General features: G+C 51.7%; 10 protein-coding genes, 25 tRNA genes and 2 pseudogenes. 27 read left to right on the top strand and 10 right to left on the bottom strand.

The features are described from left to right. The 10 genes and pseudogenes from RMSM_RS30155 to RMSM_RS30095 all read right to left on the bottom strand — a co-directional run. Positions 1 to 225: pseudogene (locus RMSM_RS30155) on the bottom strand (hypothetical protein); the annotation flags it as partial. 993 nt (positions 226 to 1,218) lie between these two features. After that, entirely contained in the window at positions 1,219 to 1,698 is a 480-nt protein-coding gene (locus RMSM_RS30150) for a hypothetical protein (protein WP_008706365.1), read from the bottom strand. Between the two features lie 208 nt (positions 1,699 to 1,906). Next, a complete protein-coding gene (locus RMSM_RS30145) occupies positions 1,907 to 2,443 on the bottom strand; it encodes a hypothetical protein (protein WP_040770242.1) in 537 nt (178 codons plus the stop codon). 699 nt (positions 2,444 to 3,142) lie between these two features. Then, positions 3,143 to 3,391, bottom strand: a complete 249-nt coding sequence (locus tag RMSM_RS30135; RefSeq protein WP_008706360.1) for a hypothetical protein — start codon at positions 3,389 to 3,391, stop codon at positions 3,143 to 3,145. A 434-nt stretch (positions 3,392 to 3,825) separates the two neighbouring features. Next, on the bottom strand, positions 3,826 to 4,011 hold the full coding sequence (locus RMSM_RS43120) for a hypothetical protein (protein ID WP_040770239.1): 186 nt from the start codon (positions 4,009 to 4,011) through the stop codon (positions 3,826 to 3,828). A gap of 150 nt (positions 4,012 to 4,161) precedes the next feature. Further along, positions 4,162 to 5,333 (bottom strand): annotated as a pseudogene (locus tag RMSM_RS30125) (IS3 family transposase). 1,201 nt (positions 5,334 to 6,534) lie between these two features. Beyond that, positions 6,535 to 7,434 carry a plasmid partitioning protein RepB C-terminal domain-containing protein gene (locus tag RMSM_RS30110; RefSeq protein ID WP_008706352.1) on the bottom strand — a complete coding sequence of 300 codons (900 nt, stop codon included), beginning with the start codon at positions 7,432 to 7,434 and terminating at the stop codon, positions 6,535 to 6,537. Then, positions 7,431 to 8,318, bottom strand: a complete 888-nt coding sequence (locus tag RMSM_RS30105; RefSeq protein WP_008706350.1) for a plasmid partitioning protein RepB C-terminal domain-containing protein — start codon at positions 8,316 to 8,318, stop codon at positions 7,431 to 7,433. The genes RMSM_RS30110 and RMSM_RS30105 overlap by 4 nt, the downstream gene beginning before the upstream one ends. Further along, positions 8,315 to 9,868 (bottom strand): recombinase family protein, encoded by a 1,554-nt coding sequence (locus RMSM_RS30100; RefSeq protein WP_008706348.1) that lies wholly within the window; start codon positions 9,866 to 9,868, stop codon positions 8,315 to 8,317. Before RMSM_RS30100 ends, RMSM_RS30105 begins: the two co-directional genes overlap by 4 nt. Before the next feature lie 136 nt (positions 9,869 to 10,004). Next, positions 10,005 to 10,463 (bottom strand): hypothetical protein, encoded by a 459-nt coding sequence (locus tag RMSM_RS30095; RefSeq protein ID WP_008706346.1) that lies wholly within the window; start codon positions 10,461 to 10,463, stop codon positions 10,005 to 10,007. Between the two features lie 619 nt (positions 10,464 to 11,082). On the opposite strand from RMSM_RS30095, the gene RMSM_RS30090 reads away from it, so the two are divergent. From RMSM_RS30090 to RMSM_RS29980, 27 genes are all read left to right on the top strand, one after another. After that, a tRNA-Phe gene (locus RMSM_RS30090) sits at positions 11,083 to 11,154 on the top strand. Between the two features lie 58 nt (positions 11,155 to 11,212). Beyond that, positions 11,213 to 11,285 (top strand) — tRNA-Pro (locus RMSM_RS30085). 166 nt (positions 11,286 to 11,451) lie between these two features. Continuing rightward, positions 11,452 to 11,524 (top strand) — tRNA-Lys (locus RMSM_RS30080). A gap of 12 nt (positions 11,525 to 11,536) precedes the next feature. After that, positions 11,537 to 11,609: transfer RNA gene (locus RMSM_RS30075), tRNA-Ile, on the top strand. 37 nt (positions 11,610 to 11,646) lie between these two features. Beyond that, positions 11,647 to 11,719, top strand: a tRNA-Lys gene (locus RMSM_RS30070). A 144-nt stretch (positions 11,720 to 11,863) separates the two neighbouring features. Beyond that, positions 11,864 to 11,934 (top strand) — tRNA-Gly (locus tag RMSM_RS30065). An 8-nt stretch (positions 11,935 to 11,942) separates the two neighbouring features. Beyond that, positions 11,943 to 12,014: transfer RNA gene (locus tag RMSM_RS30060), tRNA-Asn, on the top strand. 85 nt (positions 12,015 to 12,099) lie between these two features. Next, a tRNA-Gly gene (locus RMSM_RS30055) sits at positions 12,100 to 12,171 on the top strand. A 110-nt stretch (positions 12,172 to 12,281) separates the two neighbouring features. Further along, positions 12,282 to 12,356, top strand: a tRNA-Gln gene (locus tag RMSM_RS30050). An 86-nt stretch (positions 12,357 to 12,442) separates the two neighbouring features. Then, positions 12,443 to 12,518: transfer RNA gene (locus RMSM_RS40465), tRNA-His, on the top strand. A gap of 15 nt (positions 12,519 to 12,533) precedes the next feature. Beyond that, a tRNA-Asp gene (locus tag RMSM_RS40460) sits at positions 12,534 to 12,606 on the top strand. Positions 12,607 to 12,720: 114 nt separating this feature from the next. Further along, a tRNA-Glu gene (locus tag RMSM_RS30045) sits at positions 12,721 to 12,795 on the top strand. A 22-nt stretch (positions 12,796 to 12,817) separates the two neighbouring features. Beyond that, positions 12,818 to 12,900 (top strand) — tRNA-Ser (locus RMSM_RS40455). A gap of 117 nt (positions 12,901 to 13,017) precedes the next feature. Beyond that, positions 13,018 to 13,088, top strand: a tRNA-Trp gene (locus RMSM_RS30040). Positions 13,089 to 13,112: 24 nt separating this feature from the next. Then, a tRNA-Val gene (locus RMSM_RS30035) sits at positions 13,113 to 13,184 on the top strand. Between the two features lie 50 nt (positions 13,185 to 13,234). After that, positions 13,235 to 13,504, top strand: a complete 270-nt coding sequence (locus RMSM_RS30030) for a hypothetical protein (RefSeq protein ID WP_040770237.1) — start codon at positions 13,235 to 13,237, stop codon at positions 13,502 to 13,504. 64 nt (positions 13,505 to 13,568) lie between these two features. After that, a tRNA-Leu gene (locus RMSM_RS30025) sits at positions 13,569 to 13,642 on the top strand. Between the two features lie 19 nt (positions 13,643 to 13,661). Continuing rightward, a tRNA-Ala gene (locus RMSM_RS30020) sits at positions 13,662 to 13,732 on the top strand. A 5-nt stretch (positions 13,733 to 13,737) separates the two neighbouring features. Further along, positions 13,738 to 13,810, top strand: a tRNA-Leu gene (locus RMSM_RS30015). A 12-nt stretch (positions 13,811 to 13,822) separates the two neighbouring features. Beyond that, positions 13,823 to 13,896, top strand: a tRNA-Leu gene (locus RMSM_RS30010). A 37-nt stretch (positions 13,897 to 13,933) separates the two neighbouring features. Further along, positions 13,934 to 14,494 (top strand): prolyl hydroxylase family protein, encoded by a 561-nt coding sequence (locus tag RMSM_RS30005; protein WP_008706342.1) that lies wholly within the window; start codon positions 13,934 to 13,936, stop codon positions 14,492 to 14,494. A gap of 40 nt (positions 14,495 to 14,534) precedes the next feature. Next, positions 14,535 to 14,618 (top strand) — tRNA-Leu (locus tag RMSM_RS30000). A gap of 189 nt (positions 14,619 to 14,807) precedes the next feature. Beyond that, a tRNA-Leu gene (locus RMSM_RS29995) sits at positions 14,808 to 14,883 on the top strand. An 8-nt stretch (positions 14,884 to 14,891) separates the two neighbouring features. Continuing rightward, positions 14,892 to 14,964 (top strand) — tRNA-Val (locus RMSM_RS29990). Between the two features lie 102 nt (positions 14,965 to 15,066). Continuing rightward, positions 15,067 to 15,152: transfer RNA gene (locus RMSM_RS40450), tRNA-Ser, on the top strand. 12 nt (positions 15,153 to 15,164) lie between these two features. Continuing rightward, a tRNA-Arg gene (locus tag RMSM_RS29985) sits at positions 15,165 to 15,236 on the top strand. A 17-nt stretch (positions 15,237 to 15,253) separates the two neighbouring features. After that, positions 15,254 to 15,327, top strand: a tRNA-Thr gene (locus RMSM_RS29980). Positions 15,328 to 15,357: the final 30 nt, after the last annotated feature.

Raw genomic sequence — 15,357 nt, 5'->3', positions numbered from 1 at the left:
TTTGCCCCAGTGACCTTTGTAGTTGTCGAACTTGGTTTCACCGGTTTCGGTTTTAAACACGACCGGATACCGCCAATCACGAAGCTGAACAGCGAGTCCTGTGACGGTCTCGCTATATAGCTTCATTTCACCTTCGACTGGCTCATCGAGCTTCAGTCGTTTGCACCCAGCCCGAACCGCCGCAGCGTCTCGAACCTGAGTTTGAATCTGCACAACATGCGACATAGCCGCACCTCCGTTCCAAAAAACGAGAAATAGGTAAACACCGGCAGCTACACAGCCACCGTCACCTATATGTAGCGAGGAATGAGCAGAGATTTAGCAGCTCACGGCGACCTCAGCCTACCGTGGCGATGGCAGTCGAAACGGGCGACACCGTGGCAGCGGAAAGCGGAGACAGGTGGTTGTGGAGGGGCTGTCTTTGGTGACCGGGCATATCCAAACTTCTCGAATAGAGATCCGCGACTGTATGCGTCGGTCGATGAAAGCGAGTCCGACCCGGCGAGTATCGAGCGCCACGAGCCTGCATCGGGTCAAGAATTCGATTATCCGCTCATCGATCAACGTTCGGCTTTCCAATTCTTGGCAAAGTCTTCCTTGCTCTCTTAGATTCGCCCAAAATTCTTGATCGGTACTTGTTTGCATTCTCGTACACTGTTTGCATGTGAGGGATCTGCGTTACACAGAGAGCAGCGGAAGGGATCGATGTATTTAATCCAAAACGTGTTCTGGCAAGAAATGCCATTGCCGAGGGCGAATTCTGGGACCGAGCAATGCCACGCTTCACTATGAGGGGACCTCACCGGCCGACATGGCATTCTTCGATCGAGTGCTACTAGAGAGTGAAGCAAACAGACGTCTACAGGCGTAGCAACTGACACGGCGTGCCGTCGAGAAAATCGGCGAAGCGGCCAACGTGGCAAGTGTATGCATCGATGGTTGCGTCGGCGGAATGGCAGATTGCAAAAAACGCGGGACACAGTGTTGACTTCGGGCTTTAACAAGCCTTTGTCACTGTAGCGAAGAAATTTGGGTTTCCAGACAGTTATAGAGTTGTATCGCTCGATGTTGTTCACGGCCCCTGGGCCACCCGCTATCGATTCGTCCTCACTACCACGTGATAGTACCGAAGCTGAAGACTAACCGAATTGAGATTGTTATCGCAGGCAAAAACGCTTGCCTGCAGAGCGAGCGGGTCAACTTTCGTGAATCACGCGATTATCTACAATTGGGTTTCGATTCCCGTTTGCAGATAGAAAAAAAGCCATCGTCGCCGGAATCGCCCGCGAGCAATGGAGATGGTGGAGCATTGTCCGCCCAGGCAAGGATAGCAATCGCCTCCGCTCGCTCGACAGCAGATAGTCCATGCAAAATCGATCGTACGTTGCGATCATACATGCGTTTTGCAAGCCTGGGTGCATATTCTGCGAAGTCGTAACCATCGCAGCCATAGTAGACAAAGCGGTCGAAGGTCACCTCGGGACCGCGTTTGCCGGTGTAGGTTTTATGTGGCCCCACGCCGATCCAGTTGACCAAGCCAGCGATCCCATGTGATCGTGCCTCTGGACCGATTCCGCCAACGCCGATTACTGCGTCATAGTCACGGTCTCGCACAGTGCCCATGCAGTCAAAGACGCCAAAGCAGCCATCGGGGCCGGGGTCGCCAACGTGGGTTCGTTTGTAGACAAGAATGTTCATGTGGATTTCAATTGAAAAACGTTGCTCAACACTAAGACGGGGCAATTTGCAATCCAATCGTATTACCCCGCAAGCCGGGCTCCAGTTCAGTCTGTTATTTAAGTAAGGTGGCATCATAAACGCACACCATTTAAAAAGGTGGAGGCTCGAGACTCGTATTACACGCTGTCAAATCCTTGTTGGTTGTTCAACCACTTAGAGTGGATGTTCACCCTTCGTCAATCGACTTTAATAGAGCTAGGTCAGAAAACGGAACCTGCGTAAACCGCACATGAACTCGTCCATCGGAGCAACGGTAGGTCCAAGTATAGCTGTCAGAATATGACGAAACATGATCAGGCTCTCCGAATACTTTCCGCAGATGTTTTTGACTGGTGCATATTAACGCCTCACCGGCTTGACGTTCATAATCCGCTTTCTTTGCTCGAAACTCTGACTTCGTTGGACGACCGCTGCCTAAAACACCCAGAAATCCGCAACAACTTGCAAGTACAGCAATCGAAAAAATCCCAATGGCAGCAATGAGCAGCCCAATCGTTTTCTTTTCTGAAAAGCTGCGTTTCTTCACAAATGAGTTTCGGGTTTCGAAATGAATAGTAGGTGGCACAGTGTTGACGTGTCCACATTCCATACATTCAATTTCAGGTTGCGTGACGTCATCAGCCCGCAAACACAAAACGCCGCACTTACTGCAAATAAAATCAGCCACATCAAAATCCTTGCCGCTATCGACGGCAAATTCCACTTACAGCTTTTTCGATTGATCGGCAGATTACGTAACCCGCAATAAAGAAGGACGAAAACATTGCGCCGACGGCTGCTTCTTGTGGCGCACCATTGGCAGACGCAATTGCAAAAAACAAGAGAAGCAACCCTAACGTCGATAGAACGCCGAGAATACCATACGTAACGAGGATCACGTTGCCTGCCCACTTTGGCAACGAGATGTCCGTGGAACTCGGGCGTTCTAGAGAGTTCAGTCGATCATTCTGCTTCCTCGCAAAATCTTCAACTAACTTCGAAACCCTTTGAGTTTCCTGGGAGACATGATTTGTGGTCAGTTCTGGGACGACAATACCGAGCACCTTGCATTTTGGACATTTTACTTGCCGTCCAACATGTTCATCTCGGGATGAAGTCGTGAATTGACAGGTGCCGCAAGTGAAGCTTGCCATCGATTAAATTATTCCTTCGTCTGAAATACGTAGTAATGTGCCGGTTGCGGAGAACAATCGAACCATCCTAATTGTCATTGATACAATCGCTCTTTGGCGGCACCACCTCGTCTTACAACCATCTAGCGAGCTGGTTATCGTGACGAAATTGTTGAGGGGGTGACAGTCAAGCAGCGCCACGGACCACGGAGGGGGCGAGGAGTAAAGTGTGAATCAGAACCGAGGTCAATACGATCTTTAATGGACCCGATTAACTGTCGACCATTGCATCAGCCACACCAAATCAAATTACCTGTTTTTTGGTCTTCCACTGCAATCAGTAGTCCATCTTGCATAAAGACGATTTGGGAACGCTCTGCTCGCTCAAAGCTATTTATTGCCTTAACCGCCATCTCAAGAGCGGACGCCAGTTCGTCTTCGGATTCCGGGAGCTCATCGGGTTCAATTCGCTTGACAAGCGACATTGGCTCCAAACCGCGGCCAAACATAACCAAATCAACCGACGATTGTGTGTTCATGATTTGTCAAGATCTAGGGGGGGGGGCATGCTTCGGTCTAATCCAATCAAACAATGAATTGCGATCCATTCGACTTTTTACAGTCGGACAGGCATCGCATTGAATGGAACCGATTTGGGCCTTGGTGATTTCAATCGAATGTCGATCCTCAAGTGCTAGATATTAAACTAAGCCAAGGTGCAGATGCAAGCGACTGAAGCAAATTAGATATCGATGTGCTCGTGAACAGGCGTCGTGTTGTTCCATGGGACAAGCCGCTGCAGATTCGCCGAAGAAAGATGAACAGACCGCAATTGGCGGAAATGAACAGAGAAAAACCTTCAGATATTTGGATCGCAGCCCTGATATCGAGACGGTAGACCGGCCCCTCCGCCCATCCATGAAATCGTGCCTGGCGACCGAATGGGAAAACCCAGGATCACCAATCCGATCTCCTAAACAGCATGCCCAAATCGCCGAAGTGCGTCGGTTGCCACTTCAGTGAGTGCAGCGGTCGCGTCGTCGTCCAAGATGACAAGAATTTGAGCGAGTGCATCGGGCATCGGACGTAATGGAACCACCTCAGCCGCTTGAAAACTCTTCAGAGAGATCGTTGCTTGAGATTTTGTAGTCGTCGACACTCATCCCAAGTGAAAAGTAGCTAAAGGGAAGCTCAGAAAAACTATTTGGAAGTGATGAATGTGTTGAAACGCTTTCTGTCTGGCCAGGGAATCCGATCTTTAACCTTGGGATGCCCCAATTTCTTGTACCAGGCGTTGTGAAAGATTGGGTTAGGAAACAGGGATGGGGGATTCGCAGTGCTGCTGGAGTGAGGCCGTAGGCCGAACGGAAGCAGCACTGCGAAACGCGAACTCCGATGGGGTCAGGTAGCCAAGCGAACTGTGCGGGCGACGTGTGTTAAAGTCCTCCCGCCAAGCTCGTGCTTTCTTCCGCGCGTCGTCTTCGTCGATCAAGTCCGTTTGATGCAGGTACTCATCACGCAGGCGACTGTTGAAACTCTCGCAGACACCGTTCTGCCATGGTGAACCAGGTTCGATGTAAAGAATCTCGACGCCGATTGTTGCAAGCCACTGCTTGATTGCGGTCGAGATGAACTCGGGGCCATTGTCGCATCGAAGGCGTTTGGGAACGCCGTGCATCGTGAACAGCTCTGCCAGCGTGTCGATCGCATCTTCGCTGGTGATGCTGCGGCCGACCTTGATCGTCAGGCATTGTCGCGTGTACTCGTCGACGATGTTCAAGAATCGGATCGTTCGCCCATCAACCGTCGAAGACTGCACGAAGTCCCACGTCCAAACATCGTGGATAAACGCTGCAGTTTGAACGTCGCACGCGTTGCCCCGGACGCCAGTAGCACGCTTTTTACGGCGTTTTCGCGGCACCTTCAGTCCAGCGGCTTTCCAAAGTCGATACATCTTTTTCATATTGATGGTCTCACCGTCGCGGCGAAGAAGCTGGCAGATACGTCGATAGCCCCAGCGAGGACGCTCGCGAACAAGCTGAAGAATCCGCTTGGTCAAACGTTCGTCTTCGTCTTTAGGTTTCCCCTCAAATCGCTGACTCGATCGCGGTTGATCGAGTACGCGGCAAGCACGTCGCTCAGACACGTCAAACTTCTGCTGAAGCTCTTGCACAGCGGCCCGTCGCGATTGAGGGCTCGTCAGTTTCCCTTGGTGATTTCCTTCAGCATCGAAATGTCCAAAGCTTGGTCCGCGACGATCTTCTTGAGTCGGTTGTTCTCCTCCTCAAGTGCCTTGAGCCGCTTGGCCTCTTCGCTCTTCATGCCACCGTACTGGCTGCGCCAGCGACTCAGCGTCGCTTCGCTGACTTCGAGTGCTTGAAGCACTTCGCCAATGCTCTTGCCGGCCGCCAGCATGGCGTCGGAGTCACGTAGCTTCTTGATGATTTGTTCGGGTGAGTGTCGTCGTCGTTTCTTGCTCATGGAAAATCCTCGGCCGGAATTGGCTCTAGACTTTCATAACACGTGGATCAGGATTTGGGGAGCATTCCAACCTGACCTAACTCGTGCTTTTTGCCAAATTCATTAAAAACGACAACTTCAAACATTGTCACAAATGAGAAGTCGTTCCAATGGTCGACCCGAAGATATATTTCATTCTCGCCCAAAGTCGGGAATTGGTTGAACTGAAGTTAACAGGTTAAACATCGCGCAATCATTTACTCTTAAGTCCATCGATCAGCCGACAATGCCACCTGTGATTTCCGGAATATCGTTTGACAGTATGTGGCGATGATAATCGATCTTACTGCTGCAGACTAGTTTACTACGTTTGAGTCATTGAACGCCTAGAAGCGGGAGTGGAATAGGTTCTGGACTGATCTTCGCAGCAGAAACCTACACCACAATGCACCGGTGTCCGACGCCGGTATGTGACTGTCGCTGATCTAAGCGTGCTCCGGTTTCATCGACCGGTAAATCAACTGTCCGCGAACTTCCGCCGGCAGCAAGGGCATTCATCCTCGATTCCCTGTGGTAGAGCCATGAAAGCGGAAGGCTGAGGGATCGTCATGATCGCTTTGAATGCTAATGGATCTCGATGAGCGTAGTGCCGATACGTGACGCCGCTGACAGAGTGACCGAGGATTTCGATGGAAGATTCAGGCATATGTTCGTCATAGTATGTCGCGCAGGTTTTGCGGAGGTCCTTCAGCAGCCAGTCTTTGGCAATGCCGGTTTCAATGTCAACTTTGTTGCGAATCCCGGCGAGGGCGATCAACCGTTTGAAGACGGCGTTGGGCCTCGCAGTTCCACCAAAGAAGATCGGTTCCTCTGGTGCGAGCCTCGGAGGTTCAAGCGAACGCAAATGTACGTGAACCGCTCGATTCATCGACCGATAGAACGATTTGTTCGTTTTAACTCGTCGATAGAATAGCCAACCATAGCGAGATCGAAGATTCGATTGCCGATCGGTCGATTCATGGTTCCAGAACACGTGCCGCCATAAGAGCAGTTCGTGGGTTGTTTTGGTCTTCCAGATGGTGCCCGTGTCCAGGCCATAGGCGAAGAAAAGAACGATTGCGGATCACTGCGTTCTTTTTTAGCTATCAGAATCAAATTCAAACGATTATTGCCGCAGCAGTTCCCAAGGTTCTGTAAATGCAATCATCCAGCGAAATGGTTTCTATTCTGCTTCAGTGGGCCCTTCTAGCAGTCGGGACGCAACTACTTTTTGCAGCTCAGTCAAGATCTCAGGATAGGAAGAGGCTAGGTACCGGACGATAGGTGCATTGTCGAGTAACGATTTGAGGTATCCTACCGCGATGACTAGGTTTAAAACATTCTTTCCGTGGTCTTCGTCAATTTTTCTGAAGTCTTTCGAAAGCGAGTCCATTTCACGTTCCATGCGGGCCATATCGATCGACGAGAGCCCATTAATTTCGCGGGAAGCTTCCTTGTCAATCAATTGTTCATTTGCTGTCGCTGCGACAAGGCACTTGGAATAGCTGTCAGAGAAATTGTTTGTCGCTGACATCAACTCCGCCATCTCAATTTGTCTCATCGGTTGGACCTTTCGTAACTGAGCAAAGGTTGCCGCAGTAGGCCTCTTCTCTTTCAATAGCTCAATCACTTCAGAGCAGATTCCAGCCAACATGTCGCGTTTCTTGCGAATCGAAGCGACATCGATGTCCAGGACTTCAGCAATCCGGGCCTCCGACACGCCACTCTTCACCGCCTTCATGATCATGAAATGCTCTTGGATTGCTGACACACGGCTTACTTTATGATTGTAAGTGAACGCTTCGTCATCTAGAGCGACGAGACATTTTACCTTCTCGATTTCCAGTTCCGTCAGCACTTCATACCGGACATTTCCATCGAGCAACATGAACTTACCAGCTTCACCTTTTTGCGGGTGAACCACGAGCGGTTCAATCAATCCGACTTGTCGAATCGAAACGGCAATTTGTCGATACTTCACTGTCGCCTTTGCGATCTTAGCGATTTTCCGCATCGGCAGGATGTCAGTCAACCGAATCTCGCGAACAGCACTCTCACACGCCAGTTGAACTTTCGATTTCATGACAAACCCTTTCGATTGCTTAGTTCGGACACAAGATACGCGGGCATCGTGTCCAGTCCTTCGGAACGAAGTAGGTCGAGGAATCTCCTGTCTTCGATCAATTGACGGATCGCCGACACGACGAAGAGTAACCGCGTCTCACAGAGTTTTGATTTTTGAACCACAAGCCGCTGTTTGTTTGATTCGGCTTGATAGGCTTGCAACAATTTTTTTCCCGACACAGCTGAATTTGTGCGTTTAGGTGCACCTCGAAGAGATTTACCATCCGTCTGGCGTTTTTCGATCAGGCGGCGTGCGGCCAGCAGTTTTTTTCCTCGCAGATCGTTTGATTCGTAAGCTTCCGTCAAAGCACGTTGAATGTCGTGGTCGTCTGCTACCGCAATCGTCACCGCCACGCTGACTGGGATCTGACCACGTTCAACTGCCATGACGAGACGCTCTTCGCCACGTTCGATTAGCTTCACGATGCCGCGAACATAGGAGACGTTGAGATCTGTCTTCTTGGCGATCTCAGCAAATGTGTAACCTTGTTCTTTTAGAGTTCCTATTTTGTGAACCATCTCCAAACACGACGGATTTCGCCTCGCGAGATTCTCAACGAGGCTCATTAGCAGAAGTTTTTCTTCCGGCACGTCGATCACGATTGCAGGGATCTCGCTTTCTCCGAGCTCATCGAAAGCTTCGTATCGTCCCTGTCCGCATACCAACAGGTACTCACCTTTCAATGAGGGCTTTGGCGTCACCGTGATAGGCTTTTTTAAGCCAATGTTGGCGATGCTATTGACAATTTGTCGATACTTCTTTTTTCCGCGGTCGCGTGGGTTCACGATGGTGATCTTATCAAGTGGTATCAACACGATTTCCTTCTCTTCAGAACCGTTCATGCTGCCACCTCAATCTTTCGACGTTCAGACAACGACGCAAAATAGTCAAGGCTGTCAAATTGGTAAGTGTCAAGGTAAACGCCATTGGATTCACACAGGAGCAAACGTGGCGTTTGAATGTCCATGATCGGTAACAGGTAATAGTCCGTGACGTTCTCATTCGTCTCATCCATGCGAACAAGGATCGTTATGTCCGGCGCCACCTTCCGTTCGACGTTGATCATCCATCGAAGCGACCCACTCTTCGTTTGTCGGCAACGAGACAAAACCATTGAAGCACTGTATTCGCCGTTAATCAGCAATAGGTCTGTGTCAACATCCTGAGTGACCGACGCTCCGGCGGCTCCCAGTCTCGCTATCACGTCGCCAATCAAGTCTGGGTACATTTCCCGAAGCTTCTGGTTGATCTCGATGTATTCGTAGTCGCGATCCGGTTGGTAGCCTGCCAGTCGATAAGCTCTGATCAAACTGCCAAACCGAGTGCGATAGCTCGAAGAGGTTGGCGTATTGTCAGCCGCATCGATCAAACCGGCCGAAAGCGTTGGACTCTGTTCCAACAGCAACCGGAGGCAGGTAATCATTTCGTCATCGCTGTAGCACTTCGCTCGTTCGCGAATGATTCCCTGAGCGGTATAAAATAATTCCTGGCTTACGACGGCCTCGAACGCATTGTCTTTTCGCACCCAATTTTCTGGTTCATTGCAGACACGCCGTTGCTTTAATTTGAACGAAGTTCGGTTGTAGACATTGTTGCCGATGTATTTCTCATTCGTTAGTAATTGACGGACGGTCCCCCTATTCCATGGTCGCCCAAGGTCAGTGGTGGTCCCCTCGGCATTAAGTTGGTCCGCGATTTGGCGTTCCCTTTGACCATCGACAACAAACCTTTTGTAGACGCGATTCACAGTCTCGATCTCTTGTTCCGGCCCTTTCACTAAGATGACGCGGTCGGTTTGCAGACTCTTGTATTCACCGCGAGCAAGCTTAGACTTCGCCTCGCCAGATTGGTCGATCAGCATGCGGCGTAGACCGAAGCCTGCAGGGCCACCTTGTCGGTAACCGAGTTCTATCAGTCGGCATTGCCCTTGAAATACTTTGGTTGACAGCTCGCGACTGTATTCACCTGCCATCGCCCGCTTAACGCTTTTAATAATAGTGGATGTTGGCCCGCCGTCATTTTCGAATTGCTCGGCGCAGTAGTGCACCGAGATGCCTGCACGTTTACACAAGTATTCATAGTACGCGCTTTCATCGGCATCTTGAAACCGTCCCCACCGACTCACGTCGTAAACAAGAATAGCCTCGTAGTCTGCTGCTCCATTTTGCACGTCCGCGATCAGCTTCTGAAGTGAAATACGTCCCGAAACGCTAAGACCGCTTTTGCCTTCGTCGGCGTAAGTCTTCACGATTTGAAAGTTGCGTTTCGCCGCATAATCTTGGATCACGTCATCTTGGTTGGCCGTCGAGTACTGCTGATGTTCTGTTGACATCCGAACGTATTGAGCAGCGCGGACCGGTTTGAGGTCGGTTTTATCTTTGTCTTGGTGCATCGCCTTGGAGCTCCTCGTTGGTGCCAAATTGAGGTGGATGGATCACATTAGCGAAATTGATCCCGCTAGTATGAAGAGCACCGGTTTGATAGCAGTTTGATTTTGGTTTGATCTGCGTTTGATTTCAAAAAAATGGTCAAACCAGGATCAAACGGTAGTGACCTGGGTTGGTGCCATCGATTCTGTTTGCCAAGTCCGGCATTCCTTGGCAAGCAAGACGATCACGAACTCTTTTTGCAACACCACGAATGCTCGAATGTTCACGTTCGTCGCCCCAGACGTCGTTGAGCAACACGCGGTACGAGATGAATTGATTCGGCGAGCGGGAGATGCGTTCAAAGAAACGAAATAACAGATTATTGCCGAAAAAGCAGCGTTTTCCTTCCCATACCACGGAATGGCTCGAGGTGTCAATCAATTGATTTGGGTAGCGGATAACAACCGGGAGCTTGCGCGAGAATGGATCCAGTGGATCCGCTCCCAGCTCCTCAGTCAGCAAGCAAATGGCTGTTTCGAGTTGAGCGACGGCTGCGGCGTGAGTGGTGGCTAGTGTAGCGAGAGCTTCACGAATGGCCTGCCTTCGATCCGTTTGCATGGTGTTGACTCCCGAACTTCCTAAAATGAAAAAGCGAGATTTCCGTCAGAATTTTGAACTCGTTACGGTCCAGATTAGTTGGCAGGAAATAACAGCGATGAATCCATTGCGAGCATGAGGTTGCGGTTCATTGCGCGCGAGCATGTAGCACTACGATGCAACTACCGTCGCCGATGACGGTGATACAGCCTTTTCGCAGCGAGAAAATTTTCGATTGGGTTCATTGTGGCGAGTATCTTTCGGATTTCGCGGCGTTTGGTGAAATAGAACATGGTGCCTGCGCATCTCTAGTATTGTGAAAGCGAGATTTTATGCGAACCATCGGGATGCGAAAGCGTCTATCTCTCCGAACACACAAGTCACATTCATATACAAGCGAGTAACGAGCTTTCTGATGTTATCAAAAAAACAATCCAGTCGACTCGAACAGATACACGAAGGCAATGCGTTCGGCGGGCAACCGTTGAATACAGATAATGCCCCGGCGTATCCGCGTCTGATGTGACACTCGCTTTCATTAGCGAAAGCCTTCTTTACGAAGGCCCCACATCAGGCTCATCGGTCGCGTCAGACCGGGGAGCCTTTTTTCGTGTCCGCATCGAACGGGCAAACCCAACATGGGCTGGTAGCTGAGACGGTCTAGCGGCGGTCTGAAGAACCGCAGACGAGGATTCGAGCGCCTCCCGGCCCACTGACAAGGAAGATATGCGCCGACAGCAAACGCTGCGGCGATCGGAAGAACACAACATCGGATACAGGTGCAGATGGAAGCACGCCTGGTTTGGGACCAGGAGGCTCTCGGTTCGACTCCGAGGTGTCCGACTTTTTGAAACGACAACGGTAGTCGAGGGCTGGTCGCCCAAATCCGCCTGATACGCGGGTCGCGCTGAGTTCGATCCTCGGGGCTACCACTTACGACAACAACACGAAAGGAAAACGAACATGCTGCCTGAACTGCGATTGAAACGCATAGCCGCGACTGAACATCGGGGCTGTGGTGTAACTGGCAGCATGACGGACTTTTAATCCGTTCGGTGAGGGTTCAACTCCCTTCGGCCCCATTGCATACGCATCGGCGTGTAGCTCAGGGGTGAGAGCGGCGTCCTTATAAGGCGACGGTCGCGGGTTCAATTCCCGCCACGCCGACTGAAACGAAACAACGACGACGAAAACAACAGCACATGGGATTGTGGCAGACAAGGTAATGCATCGGACTCTTAATCCGAGCGATGTGAGTTCGATTCTCACCGATCCCACTTGAGACATTTTGAAACAAGCACTGATGGTCTAACGGCAAGACTCCTCCGTCGCGAGCGGGGTGATGCGGGTTCGATTCCGGCTCGGTGCTCTTGAACGCTTCGGCGTATTGATCTTTGACAATTTGGTAGTGATGCATTTTTGCGCCCATGGTGTAGTGGTAACCCATCTGCTTGCCATGCAGAAAATGCGAGTTCGATTCTCGCTGGGCGCTTTGCAAAATCCGGTGTGGCCCAATGGTAAGGCGGCTCCCTGTTAAGGAGAGGAGTGATGGTTCGAGTCCATCCGCCGGAGCTTCGCGAAGTTTGAAGGGTGAAGCGAGAAGTGTGAAATAGCTCGCTTCGTTTCACACCTCGCCCTTCAAGCTTCAGCATATTTCGTGTCCTTGGCCGAGCGGCAAAGGTTCCGGACTTCCAATCCGGCTAGGTGGGTTCGACTCCCACAGGACACTCTTTTGTTTTGAAAAACTCTCTCTCCGGCGCGTAGTCGCGACGTGAGCCTTTGAAGCTCGCAGGTCGGGTTCAATTCCCGGACGGAGTGCTGATGTATTTAAGACCAAATGCCGGAGTAGCAGTTGTTGGTCGCTGCACCTGACTCTGAATCAGGAGTTCATTGGTTCGATTCCAGTCTCCGGTGCTGATGTTTTTCTCGGGTATAGCTTGGAGTAAGCGGTGTGGTTTGGGGCCACGCATGGACAGTGTGCGACTCACTGATACCCGACTGTGGCCAGATCTGGTGTTGGTTTCCAGAGACTCACTGTGAATGAGTTTGTCGCCGGTTCAATTCCGGTTGGTCACCCTCGCGAACATATTCGGTGGCAATTTCCTCTGGGAAGGAAGCTTGATTGTCTATCAAGTCGTTGCGGGTTCGACTCCCGTTGCCATCGCTTTCAAGAACGCCGCATTCGACTACTGGCTAGGTCGGCTGCTTCTCAGGCAGCAGGAAGGAGATCGAAACTCCTATGCGGTACTCGGCTGGCGACAAGGCTGGCTAACAAAACGGCGTGGTAGATTCTGATGGCAGAATCGTCTGGTTTTCATCCAGGAGTCCGCGGGTTCGATTCCCGCTCACGTCACTGCGTTCAATAACGCAACTACGGAAGTCACCCGGCCGGATGAGGACACTGTCTTGAAAACAGCTGCGGGTAAGACCGTTGTGGGTTCGAGTCCCACGGCTTCCGCTTTTTGAGTGATCCATGGGAGCGTTTCCACACGGGAGGTTGTAACCCTTCTGCCTTTAATTGTGTGGTAGCCGGCGAGAGGTGCGATTCCTTGCGTTCCCACTTTTGAAATTTCACACGTCTCTGGTGCAACGGTAGCACTGCTGATTCCAAACCAGTTAGTCAGGGTTCAAATCCTTGGGGACGTGCTCTTCGGATCGACATTTTGACAAAGTCCTGTGGTCCAACGGCTACGACACCTGTTTTACACGCAGGAAACGATGGTTCGATTCCATCCGGGACTACTTCGGCCTTCGCTACCACAATTTTCATTCCGCCTAACCAGGAGACGACGATGACCAGAAACGTAAAGTACGCGCAATGTGCGATGAGACGCATCGTCGCTGGTGCCAGCGTCGTGACGACTTCGTACATCCCGACGCAGTTCGCCAAAGTCGGCCGAGTGCTAAAGCTGAAAGATAGCGACGACAACTGGGTCGATGGCTGGGTGGTTGAAACGGTCGGCGACGTGATCGTCGAAGGCGAGCGTGTTCCGGACTACCGCAAGGCAATCCGAAACCACCGCAAGTCAACGGGCGACAGTACGCCGCGACTCAGGGCATGACACGTTGGCAGCCAACGGAAGGGCGTGAGCAATCGCGTCCTTCCCACGGCACCAAACACAAGACGCCTAGATACGCCAACTGGCCGAGCGGCTCGACTTAAACCCGAGTGTTTGCAGGTTCGACCCCTGCTTTGGGCACTGAAACGAAGAACAACATGGGGCGCTCGTCCAACGGGAAGACGTCTGTTTTGCACGCAGAAAATCGGGGTTCGATTCCCCGGTGCTCCACTCACGCTGAGGTAGGGCCAACGGCGAGCCGCTTGTCTTAGGAACAAGTGCTTGCGGGTTCGACTCCCGCCCTCAGTACTGATTCAACATGCTGTGGTACGCAAACCGGCAAAGCGGCGAATTTCAAACGTTCGTGTTTGAGGGTTCGACTCCCTCCCGCAGTACTTCGACATCAACGTCATCACCAATGGAGAACGACTCATGAGAAAGGAACAGTACCACTACGACTACGTTTATGTGATTCACGATTTCCTCGATGAGTTGGAATGCAAAGCGTACATCGCGCTCGCCGAGTCGTTAGGTTTCGATGACGCACCAATCACGACGTCCGCTGGAGCCATTATCCGCAAGGATGTCCGAAACAACACGCGAGTGATAAAGGATGACCTCGAAGCTGGGGCAGACTTGTGGACGCGAGCCGAACCTTGGGTCGTGTCTCCTTGGCGAAGTCGTCGAGCCATCGGACTCAATGAGCGATTGCGTTTCTATCGCTACGAACCCGGACAAACGTTTGCCCCTCACTATGACGGAGCGTTTGAACGAGAGAATGGCGAACGAAGCGAGTTCACTTTCCTGGTTTACTTGAATGATGAGTTTACTGGTGGCAGCACCGGTTTCTTTCAACCTGGACGATTCCACGTTCAGCCGAAGACTGGAAGCTTGCTTCTATTTCATCATCCGCAACTGCATGAAGGAGCGGTCGTTGAATCGGGAACCAAATATGTCTTGCGTTCGGACGTCATGTACGAACCGCAAATGTAAATCTTTCGCTGCCCTGTGAGAGCGGGGCGGCGATTCAATCAGCCAAGTGGTGGAACCGGTAGACACGCGACACTCAGAATGTCGTGCCCACAGCGGCGTGCGAGTTCAACTCTCGCCTTGGCTACTTTCACTCTCACAGGTGAGACAACAATGCGGGTGAGCCAGGCTCATCCGGGCCTCATAAGCCTGGACCGTCGGGTGCGACCCCCGAACCCGCTACTTCGATGCGACAACAATGCGGATGGGCCAGAGCTCAGCCAGGCCTCATAAGCCAGGACCGCCGGGTGCGACCCCCGGATCCGCTACTTAATTCGGCCGGGTACGCAAACTGGCAAAGCGACGAGGTCGAGAGCCTCGTGACTTTGTGGGTTCGACTCCCACCTCGGTCATGACAAACGATCGCGTGGTCCAGCGGCTAAGACGCCTGCGTGACAAGCAGGAGACCGATGGTGCAATTCCATCCGTGATCACTGAAACGACAAGAAGGTCTGTAAGTGTTGCGGCAGCACGCGTCTGTGGTATGGACGAAGACCGGGTTCGATTCCCTTCCGGTCCACTCTCAATTTGATTACGGAAGGCAGCCGGATACGGTTTGCCGGGCCGCACTGCTAACGCGTGCCACCTTCGGGTGATGAGGGTTCGACTCCCTCGCCTTCCGCTTGTGTGAAATGGCTCGATGGTGAAACGGACATCATCTCTGGCTTCTAACCAGAAGTTCCGGGTTCGATTCCTGGTCGGGCTACTCATGCGACAACGCCAGCCGACGTGGCTCGATGTAGAAAGGCACCGCTCTTGTAAAGCGGCTCATGCTGGTGCGAACCCAGTCGTCGGCTCTTGTGACTATGAATGAACAAGGTAATCAA

It is taken from the genome of Rhodopirellula maiorica SM1, from assembly GCF_000346295.1.
Taxonomy (GTDB): domain Bacteria; phylum Planctomycetota; class Planctomycetia; order Pirellulales; family Pirellulaceae; genus Novipirellula; species Novipirellula maiorica.
Note: the sequence above shows the minus strand (reverse complement) of the source record. Positions and strands in the feature narration are given on the sequence as shown.

What these genes read in the sequence shown, in the direction of transcription:
- RMSM_RS30135 (WP_008706360.1), bottom strand. Translation starts at nt 3,391, where the DNA reads ATGAACACACAATCGTCGGTTGATTTGGTTATGTTTGGCCGCGGTTTG.
- RMSM_RS30095 (WP_008706346.1), bottom strand. Translation starts at nt 10,463, where the DNA reads ATGCAAACGGATCGAAGGCAGGCCATTCGTGAAGCTCTCGCTACACTA.
- RMSM_RS30030 (WP_040770237.1), top strand. Translation starts at nt 13,235, where the DNA reads ATGACCAGAAACGTAAAGTACGCGCAATGTGCGATGAGACGCATCGTC.
- RMSM_RS30110 (WP_008706352.1), bottom strand. Translation starts at nt 7,434, where the DNA reads ATGAAATCGAAAGTTCAACTGGCGTGTGAGAGTGCTGTTCGCGAGATT.
- RMSM_RS30150 (WP_008706365.1), bottom strand. Translation starts at nt 1,698, where the DNA reads ATGAACATTCTTGTCTACAAACGAACCCACGTTGGCGACCCCGGCCCC.
- RMSM_RS30005 (WP_008706342.1), top strand. Translation starts at nt 13,934, where the DNA reads ATGAGAAAGGAACAGTACCACTACGACTACGTTTATGTGATTCACGAT.
- RMSM_RS30105 (WP_008706350.1), bottom strand. Translation starts at nt 8,318, where the DNA reads ATGAACGGTTCTGAAGAGAAGGAAATCGTGTTGATACCACTTGATAAG.
- RMSM_RS30100 (WP_008706348.1), bottom strand. Translation starts at nt 9,868, where the DNA reads ATGCACCAAGACAAAGATAAAACCGACCTCAAACCGGTCCGCGCTGCT.